The sequence below is a fragment of the Nocardia flavorosea genome (genome assembly GCF_015477805.1).
Lineage (GTDB): Bacteria > Actinomycetota > Actinomycetes > Mycobacteriales > Mycobacteriaceae > Nocardia > Nocardia flavorosea_A.
Genome location: NZ_JADLQL010000001.1, coordinates 841,073 through 860,130 on the forward strand (window position 1 = coordinate 841,073; position 19,058 = coordinate 860,130).

15 protein-coding genes are annotated in these 19,058 nt (G+C 69.1%); 11 read left to right on the top strand and 4 right to left on the bottom strand.

Annotated elements, in window-relative coordinates:
• Window positions 1–31 precede the first annotated feature (31 nt).
• Complete coding sequence (recC, locus tag IU448_RS03825; protein ID WP_195054071.1) at window positions 32–3,529, bottom strand: exodeoxyribonuclease V subunit gamma; 3,498 nt, start codon at window positions 3,527–3,529, stop codon at window positions 32–34.
• A 326-nt stretch (window positions 3,530–3,855) separates the two neighbouring features.
• Here recC and IU448_RS03830 point away from each other — a divergent pair, with 326 nt between their 5' ends.
• Both IU448_RS03830 and IU448_RS03835 read left to right on the top strand, forming a co-directional pair.
• Window positions 3,856–4,068 carry a hypothetical protein gene (locus tag IU448_RS03830; RefSeq protein WP_195054072.1) on the top strand — a complete coding sequence of 71 codons (213 nt, stop codon included), beginning with the start codon at window positions 3,856–3,858 and terminating at the stop codon, window positions 4,066–4,068.
• Between the two features lie 51 nt (window positions 4,069–4,119).
• On the top strand, window positions 4,120–4,998 hold the full coding sequence (locus IU448_RS03835) for a serine hydrolase (RefSeq protein WP_280457020.1): 879 nt from the start codon (window positions 4,120–4,122) through the stop codon (window positions 4,996–4,998).
• Window positions 4,999–5,082: 84 nt separating this feature from the next.
• Here the strand turns inward: IU448_RS03835 and IU448_RS03840 are convergent, their stop codons facing one another.
• On the bottom strand, window positions 5,083–6,567 hold the full coding sequence (locus tag IU448_RS03840; protein WP_195054073.1) for a cytochrome P450: 1,485 nt from the start codon (window positions 6,565–6,567) through the stop codon (window positions 5,083–5,085).
• A gap of 250 nt (window positions 6,568–6,817) precedes the next feature.
• On the opposite strand from IU448_RS03840, the gene IU448_RS03845 reads away from it, so the two are divergent.
• From IU448_RS03845 to IU448_RS03865, 5 genes are all read left to right on the top strand, one after another.
• Window positions 6,818–8,287, top strand: coding sequence for an NAD(P)/FAD-dependent oxidoreductase (locus tag IU448_RS03845; protein ID WP_195054074.1), 1,470 nt, complete (start codon window positions 6,818–6,820; stop codon window positions 8,285–8,287).
• 76 nt (window positions 8,288–8,363) lie between these two features.
• On the top strand, window positions 8,364–9,725 hold the full coding sequence (locus IU448_RS03850; RefSeq protein ID WP_195054075.1) for a hypothetical protein: 1,362 nt from the start codon (window positions 8,364–8,366) through the stop codon (window positions 9,723–9,725).
• A 214-nt stretch (window positions 9,726–9,939) separates the two neighbouring features.
• On the top strand, window positions 9,940–10,812 hold the full coding sequence (locus tag IU448_RS03855) for a DUF456 domain-containing protein (RefSeq protein WP_195054076.1): 873 nt from the start codon (window positions 9,940–9,942) through the stop codon (window positions 10,810–10,812).
• 426 nt (window positions 10,813–11,238) lie between these two features.
• A complete protein-coding gene (locus IU448_RS03860) occupies window positions 11,239–12,345 on the top strand; it encodes a lycopene cyclase family protein (protein ID WP_324188499.1) in 1,107 nt (368 codons plus the stop codon).
• The gene (locus IU448_RS03865; protein ID WP_195054077.1) at window positions 12,345–13,271 is read left to right on the top strand and encodes a Ku protein; all 927 of its coding nucleotides are present in this window, start codon (window positions 12,345–12,347) and stop codon (window positions 13,269–13,271) included. The genes IU448_RS03860 and IU448_RS03865 overlap by 1 nt, the downstream gene beginning before the upstream one ends.
• A gap of 6 nt (window positions 13,272–13,277) precedes the next feature.
• Here IU448_RS03865 and IU448_RS03870 read toward each other — a convergent pair whose 3' ends face one another.
• Entirely contained in the window at window positions 13,278–13,775 is a 498-nt protein-coding gene (locus tag IU448_RS03870; RefSeq protein ID WP_280457025.1) for a GNAT family N-acetyltransferase, read from the bottom strand.
• 175 nt (window positions 13,776–13,950) lie between these two features.
• On the opposite strand from IU448_RS03870, the gene IU448_RS03875 reads away from it, so the two are divergent.
• On the top strand, window positions 13,951–14,856 hold the full coding sequence (locus IU448_RS03875) for a universal stress protein (protein WP_195054078.1): 906 nt from the start codon (window positions 13,951–13,953) through the stop codon (window positions 14,854–14,856).
• Window positions 14,857–14,878: 22 nt separating this feature from the next.
• Here the strand turns inward: IU448_RS03875 and IU448_RS03880 are convergent, their stop codons facing one another.
• Window positions 14,879–15,790, bottom strand: coding sequence for an LLM class F420-dependent oxidoreductase (locus IU448_RS03880; protein WP_195054079.1), 912 nt, complete (start codon window positions 15,788–15,790; stop codon window positions 14,879–14,881).
• A gap of 188 nt (window positions 15,791–15,978) precedes the next feature.
• On the opposite strand from IU448_RS03880, the gene IU448_RS03885 reads away from it, so the two are divergent.
• The 3 genes from IU448_RS03885 to IU448_RS03895 all read left to right on the top strand — a co-directional run bounded on the left by IU448_RS03885 (window position 15,979) and on the right by IU448_RS03895 (window position 18,978).
• Window positions 15,979–16,869, top strand: coding sequence for an alpha/beta fold hydrolase (locus IU448_RS03885; RefSeq protein ID WP_195054080.1), 891 nt, complete (start codon window positions 15,979–15,981; stop codon window positions 16,867–16,869).
• A gap of 466 nt (window positions 16,870–17,335) precedes the next feature.
• Window positions 17,336–17,671, top strand: a complete 336-nt coding sequence (locus IU448_RS03890) for a histone-like nucleoid-structuring protein Lsr2 (protein WP_195054081.1) — start codon at window positions 17,336–17,338, stop codon at window positions 17,669–17,671.
• 239 nt (window positions 17,672–17,910) lie between these two features.
• Entirely contained in the window at window positions 17,911–18,978 is a 1,068-nt protein-coding gene (locus IU448_RS03895) for an alpha/beta hydrolase (protein WP_195054082.1), read from the top strand.
• Window positions 18,979–19,058 lie beyond the last annotated feature (80 nt).

Genomic DNA, 19,058 nt, shown 5'->3' on the forward strand with positions numbered 1-19,058 from the left:
GGAGCCGACCGGTATTCACTGCGCACGGTGCTCATGGCGCCCCCTGCTGTTCGGCCCGAAGCAGGGGCACCCAGAGGCGGCGGGCGATGGAACCGAACCGGGTGGTTTCCACCGGTTCACCGGACGGAGCCGGGGCCGCGGTGAGGCGGCTCAGGTCCGGGGCCGGCCCCCATACATATCGCAGATTGCGGTCGGTGCGCTCAGCGAAATCGCGTTTCTTGTCACCACCGCCGAATTCGCGATCCGCGGCGATCAATGCCTCCTCCGCGGGCAGGCGCCGAAACCGTGCCTCGGCATAGGCGGCGGTCGTCGCGGTCGGGATCGGCAGGGGTTCGGCCAGCCCGGCATCACGCAACGCGACCAGCGTCCGCAGAATTCCGCTCGCCTCGTCCGCGCCGGGCGCGGTGAGCTCGGCGCGCCAGGCGGGAGTCGGGAACCGGCCGCGCCCGGTGACCGCGGCCCGCCACGCCCGGTCCTCGGTCGCCGCCAGGGCCAGAACCGAGACCCATGCCGCGAGCCGGTGTTTCGGCGCGATCCGCGAATACGTGGTGCGTACCAGCAGCTCCCCGCGAACCTCGGGGACAGTGCCCGTCAGGCGGCGGCCGCCACCGAGATCGACGGCGATATCGATATCGCGGGGCGGTTGCGCGTAATCCGGCGCGGCGGCGCGGAACAATGTATCGACCGTCCGCTCCACCTCGTCCAGCACTGCACGGCCCAATTCGGCCGGCGGCAGGGTGCCGCGGCGCCACTCCGCCGCGCGCAGCTCGGCGGGATCGGCCCCGGCCAGCCGGGCCGCGAGCATCCGTTCCCCGAGCGACCAGGTATCCAGGCCGCCGAATTCGATCGGCAGCCGATCGGTGATCTCCTCCTCCTGATCGGGGATACGCAAACCCAGCCGCTGCCAGAGGAATCCGCGCACGGGATGTTCCAGGAAGGCGATCAGCTCGGCCAGGCCGATTTCGGTGATCTCGGCGGCGGGCAGGGACCGGGCGAACGGGCCGGACGCGGGATCCGCGGTACGCAGCGTCGCCCGGGCGCCGGCGTAGGCGGCGGCATCGAAGGAAAACGGTGCCGCCGCGGCGAAATTACGCCGGTCGTGCGGTTGCAGTGGGTGGCGGGTGAGGACCGCGGGCATACCCGCCGATCCGACATGGGCCCGGACAGTATCGAGTAGCTCCGCGACCGGTACCGCGGGCGGACGGTAGGCACCGGTCACCGGGTCCGCGCCGGTGTGCAACACCACCAGGGTGTCGCGGGCGGCCATGATCGCGTCCAGCAGCAGCTGCCGATCCTCCGACCGCGGATCGCGTTCCCCCAGCAACGGATCCCGCGCGGGGATATCGTCGCCGTCGAGACCGGCGCCCCGGGGGAAGACCTCGTCGTCCACCCCGAGGAGTACCACCACCCGGTGCGGTACCGAGCGCATCGGGGTCATCGTGCATACGGTGAGCTCGCCGGTGCGGAAGTTCGCACGAGTGGGACTCGCCGCCAACCGGCTCAGCAGCAGTTCGGTGATATCGGCGAGCCGCAGCACGGTATCGCCCGCATACTCCGTCGCGGCCGCCAGTTCCCGGCGCGCCTCGGTCCGTATCCATTCCTGCGACGGAGGGACATCGGTGAGCAGTTCGAGGGCACGACCCAGGATCGCCGACCATTCCGCGGCCGGTGCGGGCCCCTGCAGATCGCGCAGGATCGAGGCGAGCCGATCGATGAATTCGGCGAACCGGCCCGCCAGGTCGATATCGTTGCTGTCCACATCGTCGAGCGGCAGCACCCGATCGAGCCAGTCCTGCGAACTCTCGTCCGCGGTCACGCCCAGCAGAATCCGGTCCAGCGCGGCGTTGAGGGTGTTCTGTTCGAACTCGCCGAGGCCGAACGCATGCCGCTGGCGGCGGCCGATCCCCCAGCGGGCGCCGGCCTCGACGGACCATTCCCGCATCCGCTCGATATCGTCGTCGTCGAAACCGCAGGCCCGGCGTACGGGTTCGCAGGCGGCCAGATCGAGTACCTCGGTGACGGTGACCCGCCCCCGCGCCAGTTCCAGCAGCAGCGACACCAGACCCAGCAGCGGATTGGTCGCCCCGCGCCCGCGATCGGCGAGCCGTACACGTAAGCGGTGACCGGGATGCGCCGGCGTATCGGGTGTTTCCGCACCGACGGGTACCGGTTGCCCGAACGCCGCCCGCACCAGCGGTGCGAAAGATTCGACCTCGGGACACATGATCACGACATCGCGCGGTTCCAGGGTGGGATCGGCAGCGAACAGTCCGAGCAGGCATTCGCGTAGCACCTCCACCTGCCGCACCGGGCCGTGACAGGCGTGGATCTGCACGCTGCCGTCGCCGGTGTGCCGCCCCTCGGCCGGCGGCCAGTCGTCGTCGCGGAGGTGCGCCTGCAGCGCCTGCAACAGGGTCGCCGGGCCGGTGTGACCATCACCGTCGTCGGCGAACACCGCCGCACCGGGTTCTGTGCCTCCGGGCATACCCGGTACCACGGTCTCGTCGCGCCCGTTGTCCGGCGCCGCCGGGTAGCGGATATCGCTTCCGGCCTGCGGCAACCGCAGCTGCAGTTCCCGGATATCGCGGCTCAGTCCCGTCAGCAGCGGATGCCGCACCAGGGTGGCCGAATCATCTCGGGCCCGCGCGACGGGCCGGAGGCCCCCGGCTGCGCAGGCCGGACCCCCCGGGGTCCGCCGGTGCCGGTCCAGCGAGTTCCACATCGCCGGGCTCGGATGCGTCAGCCAGAGATGCAGGTCCCGGTGTTCGGCCAGAGCGGTCAGTACCGCCAGGTGTCCCGCAGGCAATCTGGTCGCCCCGAACAGCGACAGCCGGTCGGGCAGTGTGACAGCATCCGGTTCCGCCTGCAGGCGCGCACACGCGGTGTGCAAACGCTCCGCCGGACCGGGCGCACCGACGGCCGTGCGCAACCGTCGCCACAGGGCGGGCTGCCACAGCAGGTCTTCGGGGAGCGGCCGGCCGGCGCCGTCGGTATCGGCTCCGCTCGCCCATTCGGTGATCAGGTCGGGACGCTGGGCGGCATACCCGTCGAACAGTGTGGCCAGACGTGCCGCCGTGGCATATCGCCGCCCGAGCCGGTGTTCCCCGGCGGCCGGCTCGCAACCCGTTCCGGCCTCGGCGGCACCGGCCGCACCCAGCCCGAGATGATGCGCCAGGACCGCGCACCACGGCTCGTGCACCGCGGCGTCGATCACCTGCAGCAGCGTCCAGACCACCCGATCGTGCGCCCACGGGTCCGTCTGCGTGCCCACGCCGGTGGCTTCGGCCAGCACTTCCTCCACCAGCGCGGCCGGAGCGGGAAAGCGAATATTGGCCGCGATCCCGTCGCGTATGCCGGGCGTGGCACCGAGAACGCCCGAGAGTTGTTGCGCCAGCCAGCGCTCCACCCCTTTGGCGGGTACCGCGACGACTTCGGTGGCGAAGGGATCGGGCAGCGGATCGGCGAGCACCGCCGCGAGCGCGCCGGCGAGTGCGTCCGCGCGTTCGGCACGGTGGATGTGCAGCGCCATCTCCGCCCTTCCGCTCGGTCCGATCACCCGTGTTCGCCGCATCCGCACAGCTCGGGCGGCTCTGTCGTCCACCCGTTTATACGCTCCGCCACCGACAGCGCCGGGTCGCCCCCCACGACGGCAGAGGACAACCTGCGGACAGATGATCATCAGCCGAATGTCCCTAGCGCCGAACGCTTCTACCCGATATTCAGCCGCTCCGCACAGTGATTTATCGCACACGAGTCGCCGACACGCGGCCGGATGGCCGGGATCCGACGGAGGCGCTGTGTCACAGTGCAACCCCGGGAGGAACGGGTTACCGCACGAAAGGCTGGTTCGCGTCGATGAAAGCGCTGGTTGTTCCCCTGATACCGCGAGACGGTTTCACCGTCCGCCGCTGCGGGGACAGATGGGAACTGGTCAATTCCCGCCATTACGGTCGGACCGTCGTTCTGCATTCGTGGCCGCGTGACCAGCACACCGAGGCGTTCGAGCATTGTTACCGCCTCAACGGCCGCCCGGTGGCCGATCTGAAGGCCGCGGCCCGGGTGCACTAGCCGTTCCCGAAAACGTGCGCGCCGAGCGCCGATGTGACAAGGTGTTTCCTCGTGCGTTACCCCCTGATCACCGGTGCTGCGCCCCGCGTGGCCGCACCCGCCACCGTCCTGGCCGCCGCCGCGATCATGTTCGCCGGTGTGCCCGCCGGCCTGCCCGCGGCCGATGCAGTTCCGCTCGCGCACACCCAGGGTTGCGCGCACGGCTTCGACTGCGATCTCGCCGGCCGTATCGAAACCGTCAACTCGTATCTCGATTCCCGACCCGGCGTCACCGGGTATGTGATTCGTGATCGCAACACCGGCGCCGTCTATGCCAGCCCGCACGCCGAGGATATGGTCTGGAGCGCGTCGACGATCAAACTCGCCATCGCGCAGGATCTGCTCAACCGGGCTCGCGTCGGCGCCATCACCCTGCCGCCGGAGGATCGCGGGCTCATCGAGCAGATGATGTCGACATCCAACGACCAGGCCACCGATATTCTCTGGAACAAGTACGCGGGCCTGGACCGGATGGCGTTCAACAACGCCTTCCGCGCCAACGGTATGACGAGCCTGGCGCCGCAGCCCTCGCCCAATCCGGGGCCGCACTGGGCATTCCAGAAGACCACCGCCGCCGATCTCGACCGGCTCATGTCCAATGTCCTGGACCGGATGCATCCCGACGACCGCGCCTACCTGCTGGATCTCATGCGTCGCGTCGATTCGAATCAGCACTGGGGCGTCTGGGGCGCCGGCGCGGCGATGCGGCCGGGCCTGAAGAACGGCTGGTCCGACGAACAGGGCGGCTGGGTGGTGAACTCGGTCGGTTTCGCCGGTCCGGGCGAGCGCTACACCCTGGCGATCATGACCGCGATGAACGGGGAGGGCGGCTACCGGGAAGGCGCCGAAACCGATACCACCGTCGCCGAATACCTGCTGTCCGGCCGCTGAACCTCCGCACCGGATCCGTTCCCGCAGCGCCCGGCCCCGGTTTCCCGTTCGACCACGGGAACCGGGGCCGGGCGCTGCGATGTCTCAGGTGAGACGCCGCAGCCGCATCGGGGCGTCGTCGCGCGGGAACGGAATGGTGGTGAAACCCCAGGGCATACGGTAGTTCTCGGGGAAGCTCCACTCGTAGTCGCGCACCAGGGCGGAGATGATCGTCTTCACTTCGAAGGTGCCGAAATGCATGCCGATGCACTTGTGCGAACCGGCACCGAAAGGCATCCACGCGAGCCGATGCGATTTGTCCTCCCGGCGCGCGTCGGAGAACCGCAGCGGATCGAAAACCTCGGGATCGGTCCACAATTCGGTGAGCAGATGGTTGACCTGGTACCCGAGGTCCACCGGAGTTCCGGCCGGGATGTAGTGCCCGCATATCTCGGTATCGCGTACGGCGCGGCGCACCATACCGGGTACCGGCGGCATCAGCCGCAGGCTCTCCTTCACCACCAGGTCGAGGTTGCGCAGCGTGTCCAGATCGGCGATGGCCGGCGAATCGTTCGCCAGATCCAGCGCCAGCACCTCTTCGCGCACCTTCTGCTGCCAATCCGGGTGTTTGCCCAGGTAGTAGGCGACGGCGGTGGCGGTGGTGGTCGTGGTGTCGTGCGCAGCCATGATCAGGAAGATCATATGGTTCACCACGTCGTCGTCGCTGAACACCGAACCGTCCTCGGCGCGAGCGTGGCAGAGCCCGGAAAAAAAATCCGGGGCGTCGCTGCGCCGCTTCTGCGGCAGCATCGCGCGGAAGTACGCTTCGAGAACCTTGCGGCCGCGTAATCCGGCGCGCCATTTGCTGCCGGGCACATCGTGGCGGACCAGTGCGAGCCCGGCGTGCGTGCAGGCCACGAACGCATCGGTGAGTTCCGTGCGCTCCTCCCCCACCTCGAGTGCCATGAAGGTTTCGCCGGCGATATCCAACGCCAGCTCCTTGATGGCCGGGAACAGCTGCACAGTCCGGCTCGCCCCCGCACCCGCGGGTACCCAGCGACCGATCGTCGACCGGACGACCGGTGTCAGTTCGGCCAGATGCGCTTCCAGCCGTTCCCGGGTGAAGGCCTGCTGCATGATGCGCCGGTGGAACATGTGTTCGTCGAATTCGAGCAGTAGCAGACCACGCCGGAAGAACGGGCCGATGAAGTAGTCCCAGCCCTGCCCGAAATCGCGGCGGCGCCGGCCGACCACCTCGTCGATCGCCTCCGGGCCCGCGGCGAACACCCGGTCCATCCCCATCGAACTGTTGAGGGTGACCGGACCGAACCGGCGGTACCGGTCCATCATCTCGGCCGGACCCCAGCGCATGTAGTGAAAGGTGCGCCCCAGATAGGGCAGGCCCCCGTCACCGCGTACCGCGACCGTATCGTTCGCGTTCGGCGGGGTGGCCAGGGTGCGCGGTCGCTCGGGGATCTTCAGCAGCAGTCGGTCGAGTACCCGGCGCCGTGGTATTTCGATGAGCGCGGAATTCTCGGTATCGGTGCGCGCCCGCGATCCTCGCGTGGCGACACGGTCGACGGTGACCATGACGGAACCTCCTGAGAGATAGCACTCATCCTATTCTCTTTGTTGCACAGACTCGGCGGTTTCGCCCGAATCGGTACCTGCTCGCATCCCCCGAGACCGGCGCGCGATCGCTATCGTGGTGAGTTGCCACACCACCACGAGTGAACAACGGGCGTCGGACTGTGTCCGCGACGGGTACTGCTACTACCGTGTGCGTTGTCGGACATGATCATCACCGGGCAGCACCGCCCACCGCTGGCGAGGAGCGACCATGAGCACGCAACCTGTTGGGAACGGCCGGCACCGCGTCGTGGTGATCGGGTCCGGATTCGGCGGCCTGTTCGGGACCAAACACCTCAAGCGGGCCGACGTCGAGGTCACCCTCATCTCCAAGAGCACGACCCACCTGTTCCAGCCCCTGCTCTACCAGGTGGCCACCGGCATCCTGTCGGTCGGCGAGATCGCGCCCGCGACCCGGCTGGTACTCCGGAAACAGAAGAATGCCCAGGTACTACTGGGCGAGGTCACCGATATCGATCCGGTGCAGCGCACGGTGACCTCGGTACTGCTCGGCGAATCGACCGTAACCCCCTACGACAGCCTGATCGTCGCCACCGGCGCGCAACAGTCGTACTTCGGCAACGACCAGTTCGCCACCTTTGCCCCCGGCATGAAAACCATCGACGATGCCCTCGAACTACGCGGCCGCATCCTCGGCTCCTTCGAACAGGCCGAGGTCGCGCGGACGCAGGAGGAACGCGACCGGCTGCTCACCTTCGTGGTCGTCGGCGCCGGTCCCACCGGGGTCGAGCTGGCGGGCCAGATCGCCGAACTGTCCGACCGCACACTCGAGGGCACCTTCCACAACATCGACCCGCGCGACGCCCGGGTGATCCTGGTCGAAGGCGCCGGTGCGGTACTCGGCCCCATGGGGCCGAAGCTCGGCGGCAAGGCGCAGCGCCGGCTCGAATCCATGGGCGTGGAGATCCAGCTGAACGCCCTGGTCACCGATGTCGACGCGCACGGCGTCACGGTGCGGGACAAGGACGGCACCACCCGGCGGATCGAATCGGCCTGCAAGGTCTGGTCCGCCGGAGTGCAGGCCAGCCCGCTGGGCAAGATGCTGGCCGACCGTTCGGCGGGTACCGAAGTGGACCGCGCGGGCCGGGTCGTGGTGGAACCGGACCTCACCGTCAAAGGCCATCCCAACGTCTTCGTCGTCGGCGACCTGATGTCGGTGCCCGGCGTTCCCGGACAGGCCCAGGGAGCGATCCAGGGCGCCACCTACGCCGCGAAGCAGATCAAGGCCGAGGTGGCCGGTAAACAGACCGTGGCAGACCGGCGGCCGTTCAAGTACTTCAACAAAGGCAGTATGGCGACGATCTCGCGGTTCAGCGCGGTCTGCCAGGTGGGGAAGCTGGAATTCGGCGGGTTCATCGCCTGGCTGGCGTGGCTGGCCCTGCACCTCTACTACCTCGTCGGCTACCGGAGCCGGATCGTCACGATCATCCAGTGGTTCGTGACCTTCCTCGGCCGCGGCCGCGGCCAGATGGCGGCCACCGAACAGTGGATCTTCGCGCGGCTCGCACTGGAGGCGGTATACGGCGACAGCGAGGAGAGCGAGGAGATCGTGCGCGGGGCCGCGGGCCGCCGCCCGCCCGGCTCCTCGCAGGCGAACCCGACAGGTAACGGGGTAGCCGCCACGGGTGGCAAATCGGAGGGGGATCGGAAGGTCGGCTGACCGGCCGACATCCCAGGCACCGACGCCTTCCGGAGCTAATATCGGGCAAACCGATAATTTCCGGAGAAAGGCGACCATGGGTAAGCACAGAGCTCCCGGTGTCACCCGGCGCGCTACCGGATCGGTCGTCGCGGCGGGCGCGGTTCCGCTCATCGCGACACTGATCGGCGCCGGTACAGCCAATGCCGATGCACTCCCCGCGCCACCCGCGTTCCCAGCGCCACCCGCGTTCCCGGCCCTGCCCGCACTTCCGGCGGGACTCCTCCCACCGGCTCCCACGCCGGCCGTGGACACCACAGCAACCCCTACCGCGTCCACCCCGGCCACGGTCACCTCGTCCGCCGCCCCTGCGCCCGCCGCGCCGGTCGGGAATCTTTTCACCACCCCCGCCGCAGCGATGCCGGCCCCACCGGAAGCGCCCGTCCTCCCCGCACCGATCGCCAACCTGTTCGCGGAACCGGCAGCTCCGCCCCCGGGCCCCAGCCGCGCGCACACCGACCCGGCCCCTGCCGCACACGCCACGTCTGCCGACCCGGCCCGGACTCCGCCGGCGGCCTCGGCGCTCCCCGCACCGATCGCAAACCTGTTCGGCGCACCGGCAAGCCCGGCGCCACCGGGCGACCATCCCGGTACGCCGGCTGCCCCGATCCCCGGTCCGCCCACCACCTCCGCCCACCCAGCACCCGCTCCACTCGCCGCACTCGGCGCCTTGGTCCCGGCTTCGCCGGCCGCACAACCGAGTGCCGCCGATGCACCGTCTCCTGCTGCTCGGCCGAGGATCGCGCCGGATCCGGTCACGGCGGCGACCACCGCGGTGCAGGACGCTGTCCGGTCGGTGACCGAGACGATCGGCGCGGCTGCGGCACCGCTGACCCGGCCCGTTCCCGCAATCGCCCCGCCGGCCGGGCTCGCCGGCCCGGGCACTGGACTGCTGTCCGCACCTGCTTATCGCACCCCGCAGGGTTCGCTTCCCGCGGCGCAGCCGGTCGCTCCCGGTACGCCGATCGACATACCACCGGGCACACTACGGATCGGCAACTTCGTGGTCGCCGTACCGTTCGACGCCGGCCCGGTCAACCGGGGCGCCGCGCAGGCCGAGGAGCAGGTGTCGGCCTACCTCGATTCGATGGGTGTGGAGTCGGGCAGGTCTGATCGGCTCGCCGCCCAAACACTGGGTAACGCCGTCATCGGCGCGGCCATCGGCAACGCCGTCGCCGCACCGGTCGCCATTCCGTTCGGAATGCTCGGCGCCGCGCTGGGGTTCGTGGCGGGAATACCGTTCCTGCCGACCGGGCTCGTCGTCGGCCCCGTGCTCGGCGCCGCGGTCGGGTACGGCGTCGTCGCAGTGCCGGCCATGATCGCCGGTGCCGCACTCGGCGCGGCGTACGGTGTCACCGACGGTTTCACTGCACCACTACTCGGCGCGGCGCAGCCGTGAAACCGGTGTCCGGTCGATTTCCGCGGCCGGCCGCACGACCACGGGTGCCGGCACGCTCTCCGGGCCCCGCAAACAAACCGTTATCGGTATCTCACGCAGGCCCGCTACCGGTTCGTGAACGAATTGCCCAGCGATCTGAACAGGACGATCCCATCCGCCGGACGCTCCGGTCCGAATGTCGGGCAAACCGACAATTTCCCGGAGAAAGGCGACCATGGGTAAGCACAGAGCTACCGGTCCGGCTCGGCGGGCTGCGGGATCGGTGGTCGCGGCGGGCGCGGTTCCGCTCATCGCGACACTGATCGGCGCCGGTACGGCCAACGCCGAAGCACTTCCGGCTCCACCCGCGTCACCCCTGATTCCCGCACTGCCGGCGAATCCGCTCCAACCTGCGTCCGCCGCACCCGACCCTGTTCGCGAGATCACCACGGCCGTACACGACGCAACCCGGGTGGCTGTACGGTCGGCCACCGATACGTTCGGGGTGGCGGCGGCGCCGTTCCTTCCCGCGCCGCCGGCCCCCGCACCCGCGGGGGTCGCCGAACCGGCCCCGGGCCAGGCCCCGGCGACCAGGCCGCTGCCGCAGCACGCCTACCTGGCTCCACAGGGCGATTTGCACGCGCCCGTGCCGGTGGCACCGGTGGCGCCGATCGAGGCGCCGCCCGGCAAACTCCGGATCGGCAACATCATCATGGACGCGCCGCCGTTCGATGTGCGGGAGATCAATACCGGCGCCGCGCAGGCGGAAGCCCAGGTGGCGACCTTCTATGATTCGGTGGGTGTGGAGCGCAGCCGGTCGGACCGGATGGCCGCACAGACTGTGGGGTCCGCGGCCATCGGGGCATCGGTCGCCAATACGCTGGCGTCCCCGATCGCGACCACCTCCGCGATGGTCGGCGCGGTCGCCGGGCTGATCTCCGGCGTTCCGTTCCTGCCGATCGGCCTCGTCGTCGGCCCGGTACTCGGCGCGGCCATCGGCTACGCGGTGATCGCGGCGCCCGCGATGGCGGTCGGTGCGGCTGTGGGCGGGGCGATCGGCGCGGCCGAGGGGTACACGGCCGCGCCCTACGGCGCGCCACCTCAGTGAGACCGGGGTGTCCGGCGGTACACCCCGCCGGACACCTCGTCATTCCGAGTTGCGTGCCGCCGTCGGCAGTATCGGTGTGGGACGCGGGCACCGTGCCGCGGACCGCCGGCTACGAGCACCGGGCATGCAGGGATTGCTCCGTCGATATTCCGGCGTGACGGCAGGGCCGTCGATGGGATGGCTCAGGTCTGATCCCGCCCGCCGGGACCGTGCGCACCCGCCCTCGAAGTCCCCAGGGGCCGGCACCGCCCGAACGCCCAGCGCACAGGCGGAGCCCGACGCCCCCGGCAAGTGCAGCAGCCCTCCGGATTCGGTCGGCGAGGGCGTCGGGCACGGTCGTCCGGTCAGCAGAGCCGCACAGCCGGGTCAGCGCGATTCCGGCACCCCGGCGACACCGTATGGTCCCGGCCGTGCTTCGATCCTCCCGTGCGCGCCGATATCGCGATCTGCGGTCTGGGCCCGGCCGGCCGGGCGCTCGCCCACCGGTGCCTGGCCCGCGGTATGTCGGTTGTCGCAATCGATCCGAATCCACAACGGCGCTGGCAGGCGACCTATGCCGCCTGGACCGACGAACTCCCGCCCTGGCTGGACGCCGCCGCCGTCGCGGCGGTGATCGCCCGGCCGCATGCCCACGGCCTGCGCGCGCATACGATCCCCCGGTCGTACACGGTGCTGGACACCGCCCGCCTGCAACACAGTCTCGACCTCACCGGAGCGACCGTCCTGGCCGGGCGGGCCGCCGCCCTCGGCAGACACACCGTCACTCTGGACACCGGCCGAACACTGCGGGCCGGGCGCGTGATCGACGCGCGCGGCCTACGGCGCCGGCCCGGCCGCGCCGAACAAACCGCCTTCGGGCTCGTCCTCGACGATCCGGGCCGGGCCGAGCCGGCACTGTTCATGGATTGGCGGGCCGACAACGGCGCCGATAACGGCTCGCCGCGGTCGTTTCTGTACACGATCCCCGTCGGCGGTGGCCGCGTGCTGTTCGAGGAGACCTGTCTGGTGGGCGCACCACCGATCGGCCTCGGTGAACTCGCCCGCCGGTTGCGCTGCCGGTTGCTGGCGCGCGGTATTCCGGTGCACGGGCAGGAGCCGGTCGAGCGGGTCCGCTTCCCGGTCGTGGGCGGTGCCCCGCGGGCCGGCCGGTTCGGCGCCGCCGGCGGGTACCTGCATCCGGCCACCGGATACAGCGTAGGGGCGGCGTTGGCGGCGGCCGGCGATATCGCGGCCGGCCACCCGGAGGTCTCGAATACCGCCCGGGCCGTGTATCGCCTGCGCCGCGCCGGGCTCCGCGCCTTGCTCGCATTACCGCCGGGTGAACTTCCCCGCTTTTTCGACGCGTTCTTCGATCTCGATATCGGCTTGCAACGCGCCTATCTGTCCGGTCACGCCGATCTTCCCGGCACGGTCGCCGCCATGACCCGGCTGTTCGGGGCCGTACCCGCCGATATCCGTGCGCGGCTCGCCGCGGCGACACTCCATTTGCCGCCTCTCTCGCACCGGGGGTCCGGTTCGGTCATCATGGAGTGATGCGGTCAATCTGGAAAGGCTCGATCGCGTTCGGGCTGGTGAACGTCCCCGTGAAGGTCTACACCGCCACCGAGGACCACGACATCCGGTTCCACCAGGTCCACGCCAAGGACGGGGGCCGGATCAAATACGACCGCGTCTGCACCGTCTGTGGGCAATCGGTGAAATTCGCCGATATAGACAAACAATACGAATCACCGGAAGGCGAGAAGGTCGTGCTCACCGACGACGATTTCGCCAGATTACCGGTGGCCGAGAAACACGAGATCCCGGTTCTGCAATTCGTCCCGTCGGAGCAGATCGATCCGATCCTCTACGACAAGACCTATTATCTGGAACCGGATTCGACCACGCCGAAGGCCTATGTTCTGCTGGCCGCCACCCTCGAACGTATCGACCGGACCGCCCTGGTCCATTTCACGCTCCGGCAGAAGACCCGGCTGGCCGCGATGCGGGTACGGGACGGGATGCTGGTGCTGCAGACACTGCTGTGGCCCGATGAAGTGCGCTCGGTCTCGTTCGAATCGCTGGAGGAGGCGAAGGCGCCCCGGCCACAGGAAATCAAAATGGCCGAAACTCTCGTCGAATCGATGTCCGACGATTTCGATCCCGATCAATTCACCGACGAGTACCAGGTCGAACTGCAGCGGCTACTGGAGGAGGCGATCGCCCGCGGTGACGGCAAGGTTCCCGAACGAGCCGAGGAACCGGCCGAGGAAACCGATGCCGAGGTGGTCGATCTGGTTGCTGCGCTGCAGCGCAGCCTGGAGGCCGGCGGCACCCGCGGCGGCGGGAAAGCCGGTGCCCGCGGTGACAGCAAGCCGGGCGAGACGAAATCGGGCGGTGCGAAGAGTTCCGGCGCCGCGAAAGCCCGGAAGACGACTCAGCGTAAAACCGCGCAGAAACGCACACGCAAAGGCGCGTGATTGCGATCACAGGGATTGGATGAACCAGTCCAGGCGGCCCTGCGGGCCGGTGCTGCTGCGGTGGTAATGGAAACCTAGCTGATGGGCCAGCGCGATCGCCGACTTGTTCTCCGTATCGATGCGCAGCACGGCCTCATCCGCCAGATCGTTGCGGGCCAGGTACCGGCAGGCCAGGACGACCGCCCGGCCGGGCACACCGCTGCCGCGCCACGGCGCATGGATTCCGTAACCGATATCGGCCTGCCGCTTCGCCAGGAACTCCGGTTCGAGGATCACATCCAGCGTCCCGGCCAGCGCATGCGACGACAGGTCCACCACGGCGAAAGTTCTCCGCGGCCCCTCGTCGGCCCATTCCGCAGCGCACCGCTCGAATTCGGCCACCGTATTCGGGGTGCCCGGCCCGGCTGTCCGGCGCACCGACTCCCGATCCTGGGCGGCCATATGCGCGGCGGCGTCGGCGACCTCGATCGGCCGTAGCCCGATCACCCCATCCGATATCAGCACGTGATCATGATCTGCATATTCCACGGCGTTCGACAAGCCCCATGGACGGCGTGCCGCCGACGAGCATTCCCGGCCGTCCGGCAAATACCGGCGAGCAACCACTCCGCGACATCCCGTCGTGCAGACACGCCCGCAGGACATGACCGGCGCGGTTTGCCGGGTGGATACTCGGGCTATGACCGATAACCCGCAGGATCCGCATCGGCTCGTATCCGCTGCCGTGGTGGTGGGCGTGGATGGCACCCCCGCTGCCCATTCGGCCATCCGCTGGGGCGCCATGGTGGCCGCCCGCCGAGGGCGGCGGCTCGTCCTGGCCTACGGAATGAACTCCACCCCGGCCAAATCGTGGCTGGTCGCCTATCAGCCGATGGTCGACGAGGCCGTGCAGACCCTGCGCACGCACGGCGAACAGGCATTGGCCACCGGCGTGCAGGTCGTCCGCGAAGCCGCGCCGGACCTGGCTCCCGACACCCTGCTCTCCGAGCACAGCCCCGCAAAAATGCTGATCGAATTGTCCAAATCAGCGCATATGGTGGTGCTCGGGTCGCGCCGCGGCGGTGCCATCGCACATCTGGGGTCGACCATTCTGGCGGTTGCCGCGCACGGGCAGGGCACCATCGTCGCGGTCCGCGAGGACGCCGAGGACATCACCAGCGGCCCGGTCGTGGTCGGCGTCGACGGCAGCCCGGTCAGCGATACCGCCGTCGCCGCCGCGTTCGCCGAGGCATCCGAACGCGGAGCCGAACTGGTCGCCGTGCACACCTGGAGCGACCTCACCTTCACCGAATTCGCCAGTACCGGATTCATCGAGATACCGGCCGAAGATCTGCAGACCGCCGAGCAAGCCGTGCTCGCCGAGCGGCTGGCCGGATGGCAGCAACGTTATCCCGAGGTCACCGTCCGGCGTGAGGTCTATCCCTCGACCCCGGCGCTGCATCTGCGCGAATGGTCCGAAAATGCCCAGTTGGTCGTGGTGGGCAGCCGCGGCCGGGGCGGATTCCGTGGGCTGCTGCTCGGCTCGACCAGTCAGTCGCTGATCCAGCGGGCCGCCTGCCCGGTCATGATCACCCGGCCGGGCTGAGCGCGGCGGGGGGGCCGCCCGGTCAGCCGAGCAGACCGGCCAGCAGTGCCCGCGTACGCTGCGCCTGCGCACCGCCGGCGAAGATGGAGGCGACGAATTCGGTGGCGCCGGCGTCGAATACCTCGCGCACCCGGGCGGCGACCTGTTCCTCGGTACCGATGATCGCCAGATCCGCCGGGCCGGCCGCGCCCTCACGGTCCATCATCGCCCGGTAGGACGGCAGGGTGTCGTAGGCGGCGAAGGTGCGCGCCGCCCGTTCGCGCGCGGCATCGGCATCATCGGTCACCAGCACCGGCAGCGCGCATACGATCCGGGCTGCGGGCCGGCCGGCCTCCGTGGCCGCCGCAGTGATGGTCGGGGCGATATGTTCCCGGATCGTGGCCGGACCGGTCATCCACAGCACCGTGCCGTCGGCGCGGCGCGCGGCCAGCTGCAGCATCCGGGTGCCCATGGCGGCGAGCAGGACCGGAATACGGCCCTCGTCCGGGATCGTGAGCTCCAGGTTCCCGGTCAGCGTTTCGCCGGTGTAGGCCACCGGTTCGCGCTGCAGCAGGGGGCCGAGTATCGAGAGGTATTCACGCATATGGCGGGCGGGCCGCTCGAATCCGTAGCCGAACATATTCTCGATGACGACGCGATGCGATAACCCGATCCCCAGGGACAGACGGCCCGGGCCCACCGCCAGCGCGGTCGTGCGAGCCTGCTGTGCCAGGGCACCCGGATGCCGCGGGTAGGTGGGTACCACCGCCGTCCCGAGCTCGATATCGGGTACCTGGCTGCCCGCCACCGCCAGCGCGGTGAGGGCGTCGACGCCGAAGATATGTGACATCCACGCCGAGACGAATCCTTCGTCGGCGGTCCGGCGCAGGTCATCGGTGAGCAGACGCAGGGCATCGCTTCCCGATCGTTCACTGAGCAGAATGCCGATCCGCACGGCGGGCCTCCTGGACGGCTCGTTGGGATGGATCTCGATGGGTTGCGGCCCAGACACTAACGGACGCGGTGCGGCGGAGCACGGCGACCGACCGTATGCACCCGCACTGCCGCGGTACCGGTATCCGTGCTGCCCGACGCGCCCGGAACCTCCTCGACCCGGAGGCCGCGGCGGGGCATGCTGTGGGCATGGACGAGTTTGCGAGCTGGCGGTCGAACGGGCAGCGTTTCACCCATCGCGGACACCAGATCTTCTGGCGGACCGGCGGAACCGGTTCCGCGGGGACACTATTGTGCCTGCACGGATTTCCCACCGCGTCCTGGGATTGGCATCGGATCTGGCCGGAGTTGTGCGAGCAGTTCGCCCACGTCCTGGCTCCGGATCTGATCGGCTTCGGCTGGTCGGCCAAACCGCAACGCTACGACTACACGATCGCCGATCAGGCCGATCTGTGTGAACAGCTGCTGCGTGAGCAGCGTGTCGACCGCTTCCACATCCTCGCCCACGACTACGGCGATACCGTCGCCCAGGAACTGCTGGCCCGCGCCGAAGGGCGCCGGGCCGGCGGCGATACCTCGCTGGTCATCGAATCGGTCTGCCTGCTCAACGGCGGGCTCTTCCCGGAGGCCCACCGGCCACGACCGATCCAGCGCCTCCTGGCCGGCCCGCTCGGCCCGCTGGTCGGCCGGTTCGGTACCGAGAGCACCTTCGCGCACAGCCTGGCCGCGGTTTTCGGCCCCGACAGCAAACCCGATGCCGGCGAAATGCATCGTTTCTGGCTGCTGTGGTGCAGTAAGCACGGAAAACGCAACGGACACAAGTTGATGGGCTATATGGCCGAACGGCGGATCCACCGGGAACGCTGGGTCGGGGCCCTCGTCCGGCCGCACGTACCGGTCCGGTTGATCGACGGGCTACGCGATCCGGTGTCCGGCGAACGGATGGTGCGCCGCTATCGCCGCCTCGTCGCGGAACCCGATGTGGTGGAACTGCCCGCTGTCGGCCACTACCCGCAGCTGGAAGCTCCGCAGGAGACGCTGCGCGCATTCCACGAGTTCCACACGACCAGAGTCGGGTAACCGGTCCCTCGGCTCCGTGCGGCCCCGGGTCCGCCGACCCTGTCGCCAGGGTTCCCCGATAGCTCCACCAGTGGGAGAACGGCTGTCCGGCCACGGCTCCAGCAGCAGCTTCGACGAGAACCGTTCACCGTCATATCGGGCGCACGCGCCGGCGTCGGGATGAAAATGCGGGTCCGAGCCGCCGCCGATGCCGAGCACGCACAGCGCGGCCGGTGCCCGCGGACGGCATGTTCTCGCGCACAATTCGAGCCATTACCCTCCGTTCACCGATCCCGGGGTCGGTGAACGAGGAGATCCGCCGCGTCATGGCACCGTGAAAACAGCGCGGCGGAAACGGCAGGGACCGGCTCGGTGCGGCAGGCCGCCGACCGGCCGAGCCGGCTCCGCTGCCACAGCGCCGGTTCCGGTGCGCCGTAAGGTTATCGCTACGATTGCCGGGACATTATGCCCACTTTCGGAGGAACGCATGGCGCGCAAGGTCATCGTCGAGATGGTCGACGACTACGACGGAACTTCCCCGGCGGAGGAGACCGTCACCTTGGCTCTGGACGGTGTCACCTACGAGATCGATCTCTCGGCACGTAACGCCGGCAAGCTGCGCGATATCGTCGGAGGGTGGGCTGCGCACGCACGCCGGACCGGCGGCCGGGCCACCAAGAGCAAACGTCCCGCCCAGGCCGCGACCGATACACGGCAGACCCAGGCCATCCGCGAATGGGCCCGCGCCAACGGTATGGAGGTCTCGAACCGCGGCCGGATCGCGGCCGAGGTGATCGAGGCGTACAAGAAAGCGCACAAGTAGCGGGGAGGGGATTGCGGCGGCCACCCCGGGCGACCGGAACCGGTCATAGGCGGACCGGCTCTGTCGCGTGACACATCACAAAAAGGTAACGGAACGCTTTCCGGGAACGACACAGCTACCGGTATGCCGATGCCGTGGCGGGGCCACGCGTTGTTCGGCACCGGTCGGGAAGCGTCCGGACGGCGGAAGCCGGCCGGACGCACGATGTGCTCACACCGGACGAAAGGCCCTGTTCCCTCATGCGATTGTCACCGGCGACCCTCGCCCTCCGCAGCCGCCGTAGATTCTGGCTGGCCACCGCCGCGCTCGCCGTGATGATCCAGGCAATATCACTGGTCAGTGGCGGGGCTCCCGCCGCACGGGCCGCCTTCGATCCCGCGGGTACCGATTTCTGGGTCGACTCCGCCATGGGCCCCATCAAATCCCGCGTATTCCGTGCCGCCGACGGCAATACCTCCCGGGTGGTGTACGCGCTCGACGGGATGCGCGCCCGGGAGGATCTCAGCGGCTGGGAGATCGATACCGATATCGCCCGGGAATTCACCAAGTGGAATATCAATGTGGTGATGCCGGTCGGCGGGCAGTCCAGCTTCTACACCGATTGGAACGCTCCCAGCACCTTCCTCGGCCTTCCGCCGGGAACCGGGTCCGGGAACGGGTCGTCGTCGGGTTCGGCGTCCGGATCCGGCGGGCTGCAGGTGCTGGCGGAGGGCCCCGGGAAGTCCTACACCTATAAGTGGGAGACCTTCCTGACCCGCGATCTGCCCAACGCCCTGCGCGACCGACTGGGTTTCGCGAGCCACCGCAACGGCGTGTTCGGCCTGTCGATGGGAGGTAGCGCCGCACTCACCCTTGCCGCGCACTACCCGGGCCAGTTCAGCTTCGCCGGCTCCTATTCCGGCTACCTGAACATCTCGGCGCCCGGTATGCGGGAGGCGATCCGGGTGGCGATGATCGACGCCGGCGGTTACAACGTGGATTCGATGGCTGCGCCGTGGGATCCGAAATGGCTGCATATCGACCCGTTCGTCGCCGCACCCCACCTGGTCGCCAACAACACACGCCTGTGGGTTTCGGCCGCGAGCGGGCTGCCCACCGCGACCGACGGCCCGAGTATCGGCACCGTCAACGGCATGGGTCTGGAGGCGCTGGCGCTGGTGAACACCCGGGCATTCCAGGTCCGGATGGCGACCCTGGGGGCACAGAACGTGCACTACGACTTCCCCTCCCACGGTATCCACGCTTGGAACAACTGGGCCGATCAGGCTCTTCGGATGCTGCCTGACCTCTCGGCGAATATCGGGTGACGTCTGCCGCCTCGGCCCCGGACGGCTATGCCCGGCCCGGGTGCAATGCAGTCGCTCAGCAGTATCGGTATCGACTGGGT

Excerpts from the sequence above, each read along its gene's own strand:
- IU448_RS03845 (WP_195054074.1), top strand. The coding sequence starts at position 6,818 with ATGAGCACGCAACCTGTTGGGAACGGCCGGCACCGCGTCGTGGTGATC.
- IU448_RS03895 (WP_195054082.1), top strand. The coding sequence starts at position 17,911 with ATGCGATTGTCACCGGCGACCCTCGCCCTCCGCAGCCGCCGTAGATTC.
- IU448_RS03850 (WP_195054075.1), top strand. The coding sequence starts at position 8,364 with ATGGGTAAGCACAGAGCTCCCGGTGTCACCCGGCGCGCTACCGGATCG.
- recC (WP_195054071.1), bottom strand. The coding sequence starts at position 3,529 with ATGGCGCTGCACATCCACCGTGCCGAACGCGCGGACGCACTCGCCGGC.
- IU448_RS03890 (WP_195054081.1), top strand. The coding sequence starts at position 17,336 with ATGGCGCGCAAGGTCATCGTCGAGATGGTCGACGACTACGACGGAACT.
- IU448_RS03855 (WP_195054076.1), top strand. The coding sequence starts at position 9,940 with ATGGGTAAGCACAGAGCTACCGGTCCGGCTCGGCGGGCTGCGGGATCG.
- IU448_RS03885 (WP_195054080.1), top strand. The coding sequence starts at position 15,979 with ATGGACGAGTTTGCGAGCTGGCGGTCGAACGGGCAGCGTTTCACCCAT.
- IU448_RS03865 (WP_195054077.1), top strand. The coding sequence starts at position 12,345 with ATGCGGTCAATCTGGAAAGGCTCGATCGCGTTCGGGCTGGTGAACGTC.
- IU448_RS03875 (WP_195054078.1), top strand. The coding sequence starts at position 13,951 with ATGACCGATAACCCGCAGGATCCGCATCGGCTCGTATCCGCTGCCGTG.
- IU448_RS03840 (WP_195054073.1), bottom strand. The coding sequence starts at position 6,567 with ATGGTCACCGTCGACCGTGTCGCCACGCGAGGATCGCGGGCGCGCACC.
- IU448_RS03830 (WP_195054072.1), top strand. The coding sequence starts at position 3,856 with ATGAAAGCGCTGGTTGTTCCCCTGATACCGCGAGACGGTTTCACCGTC.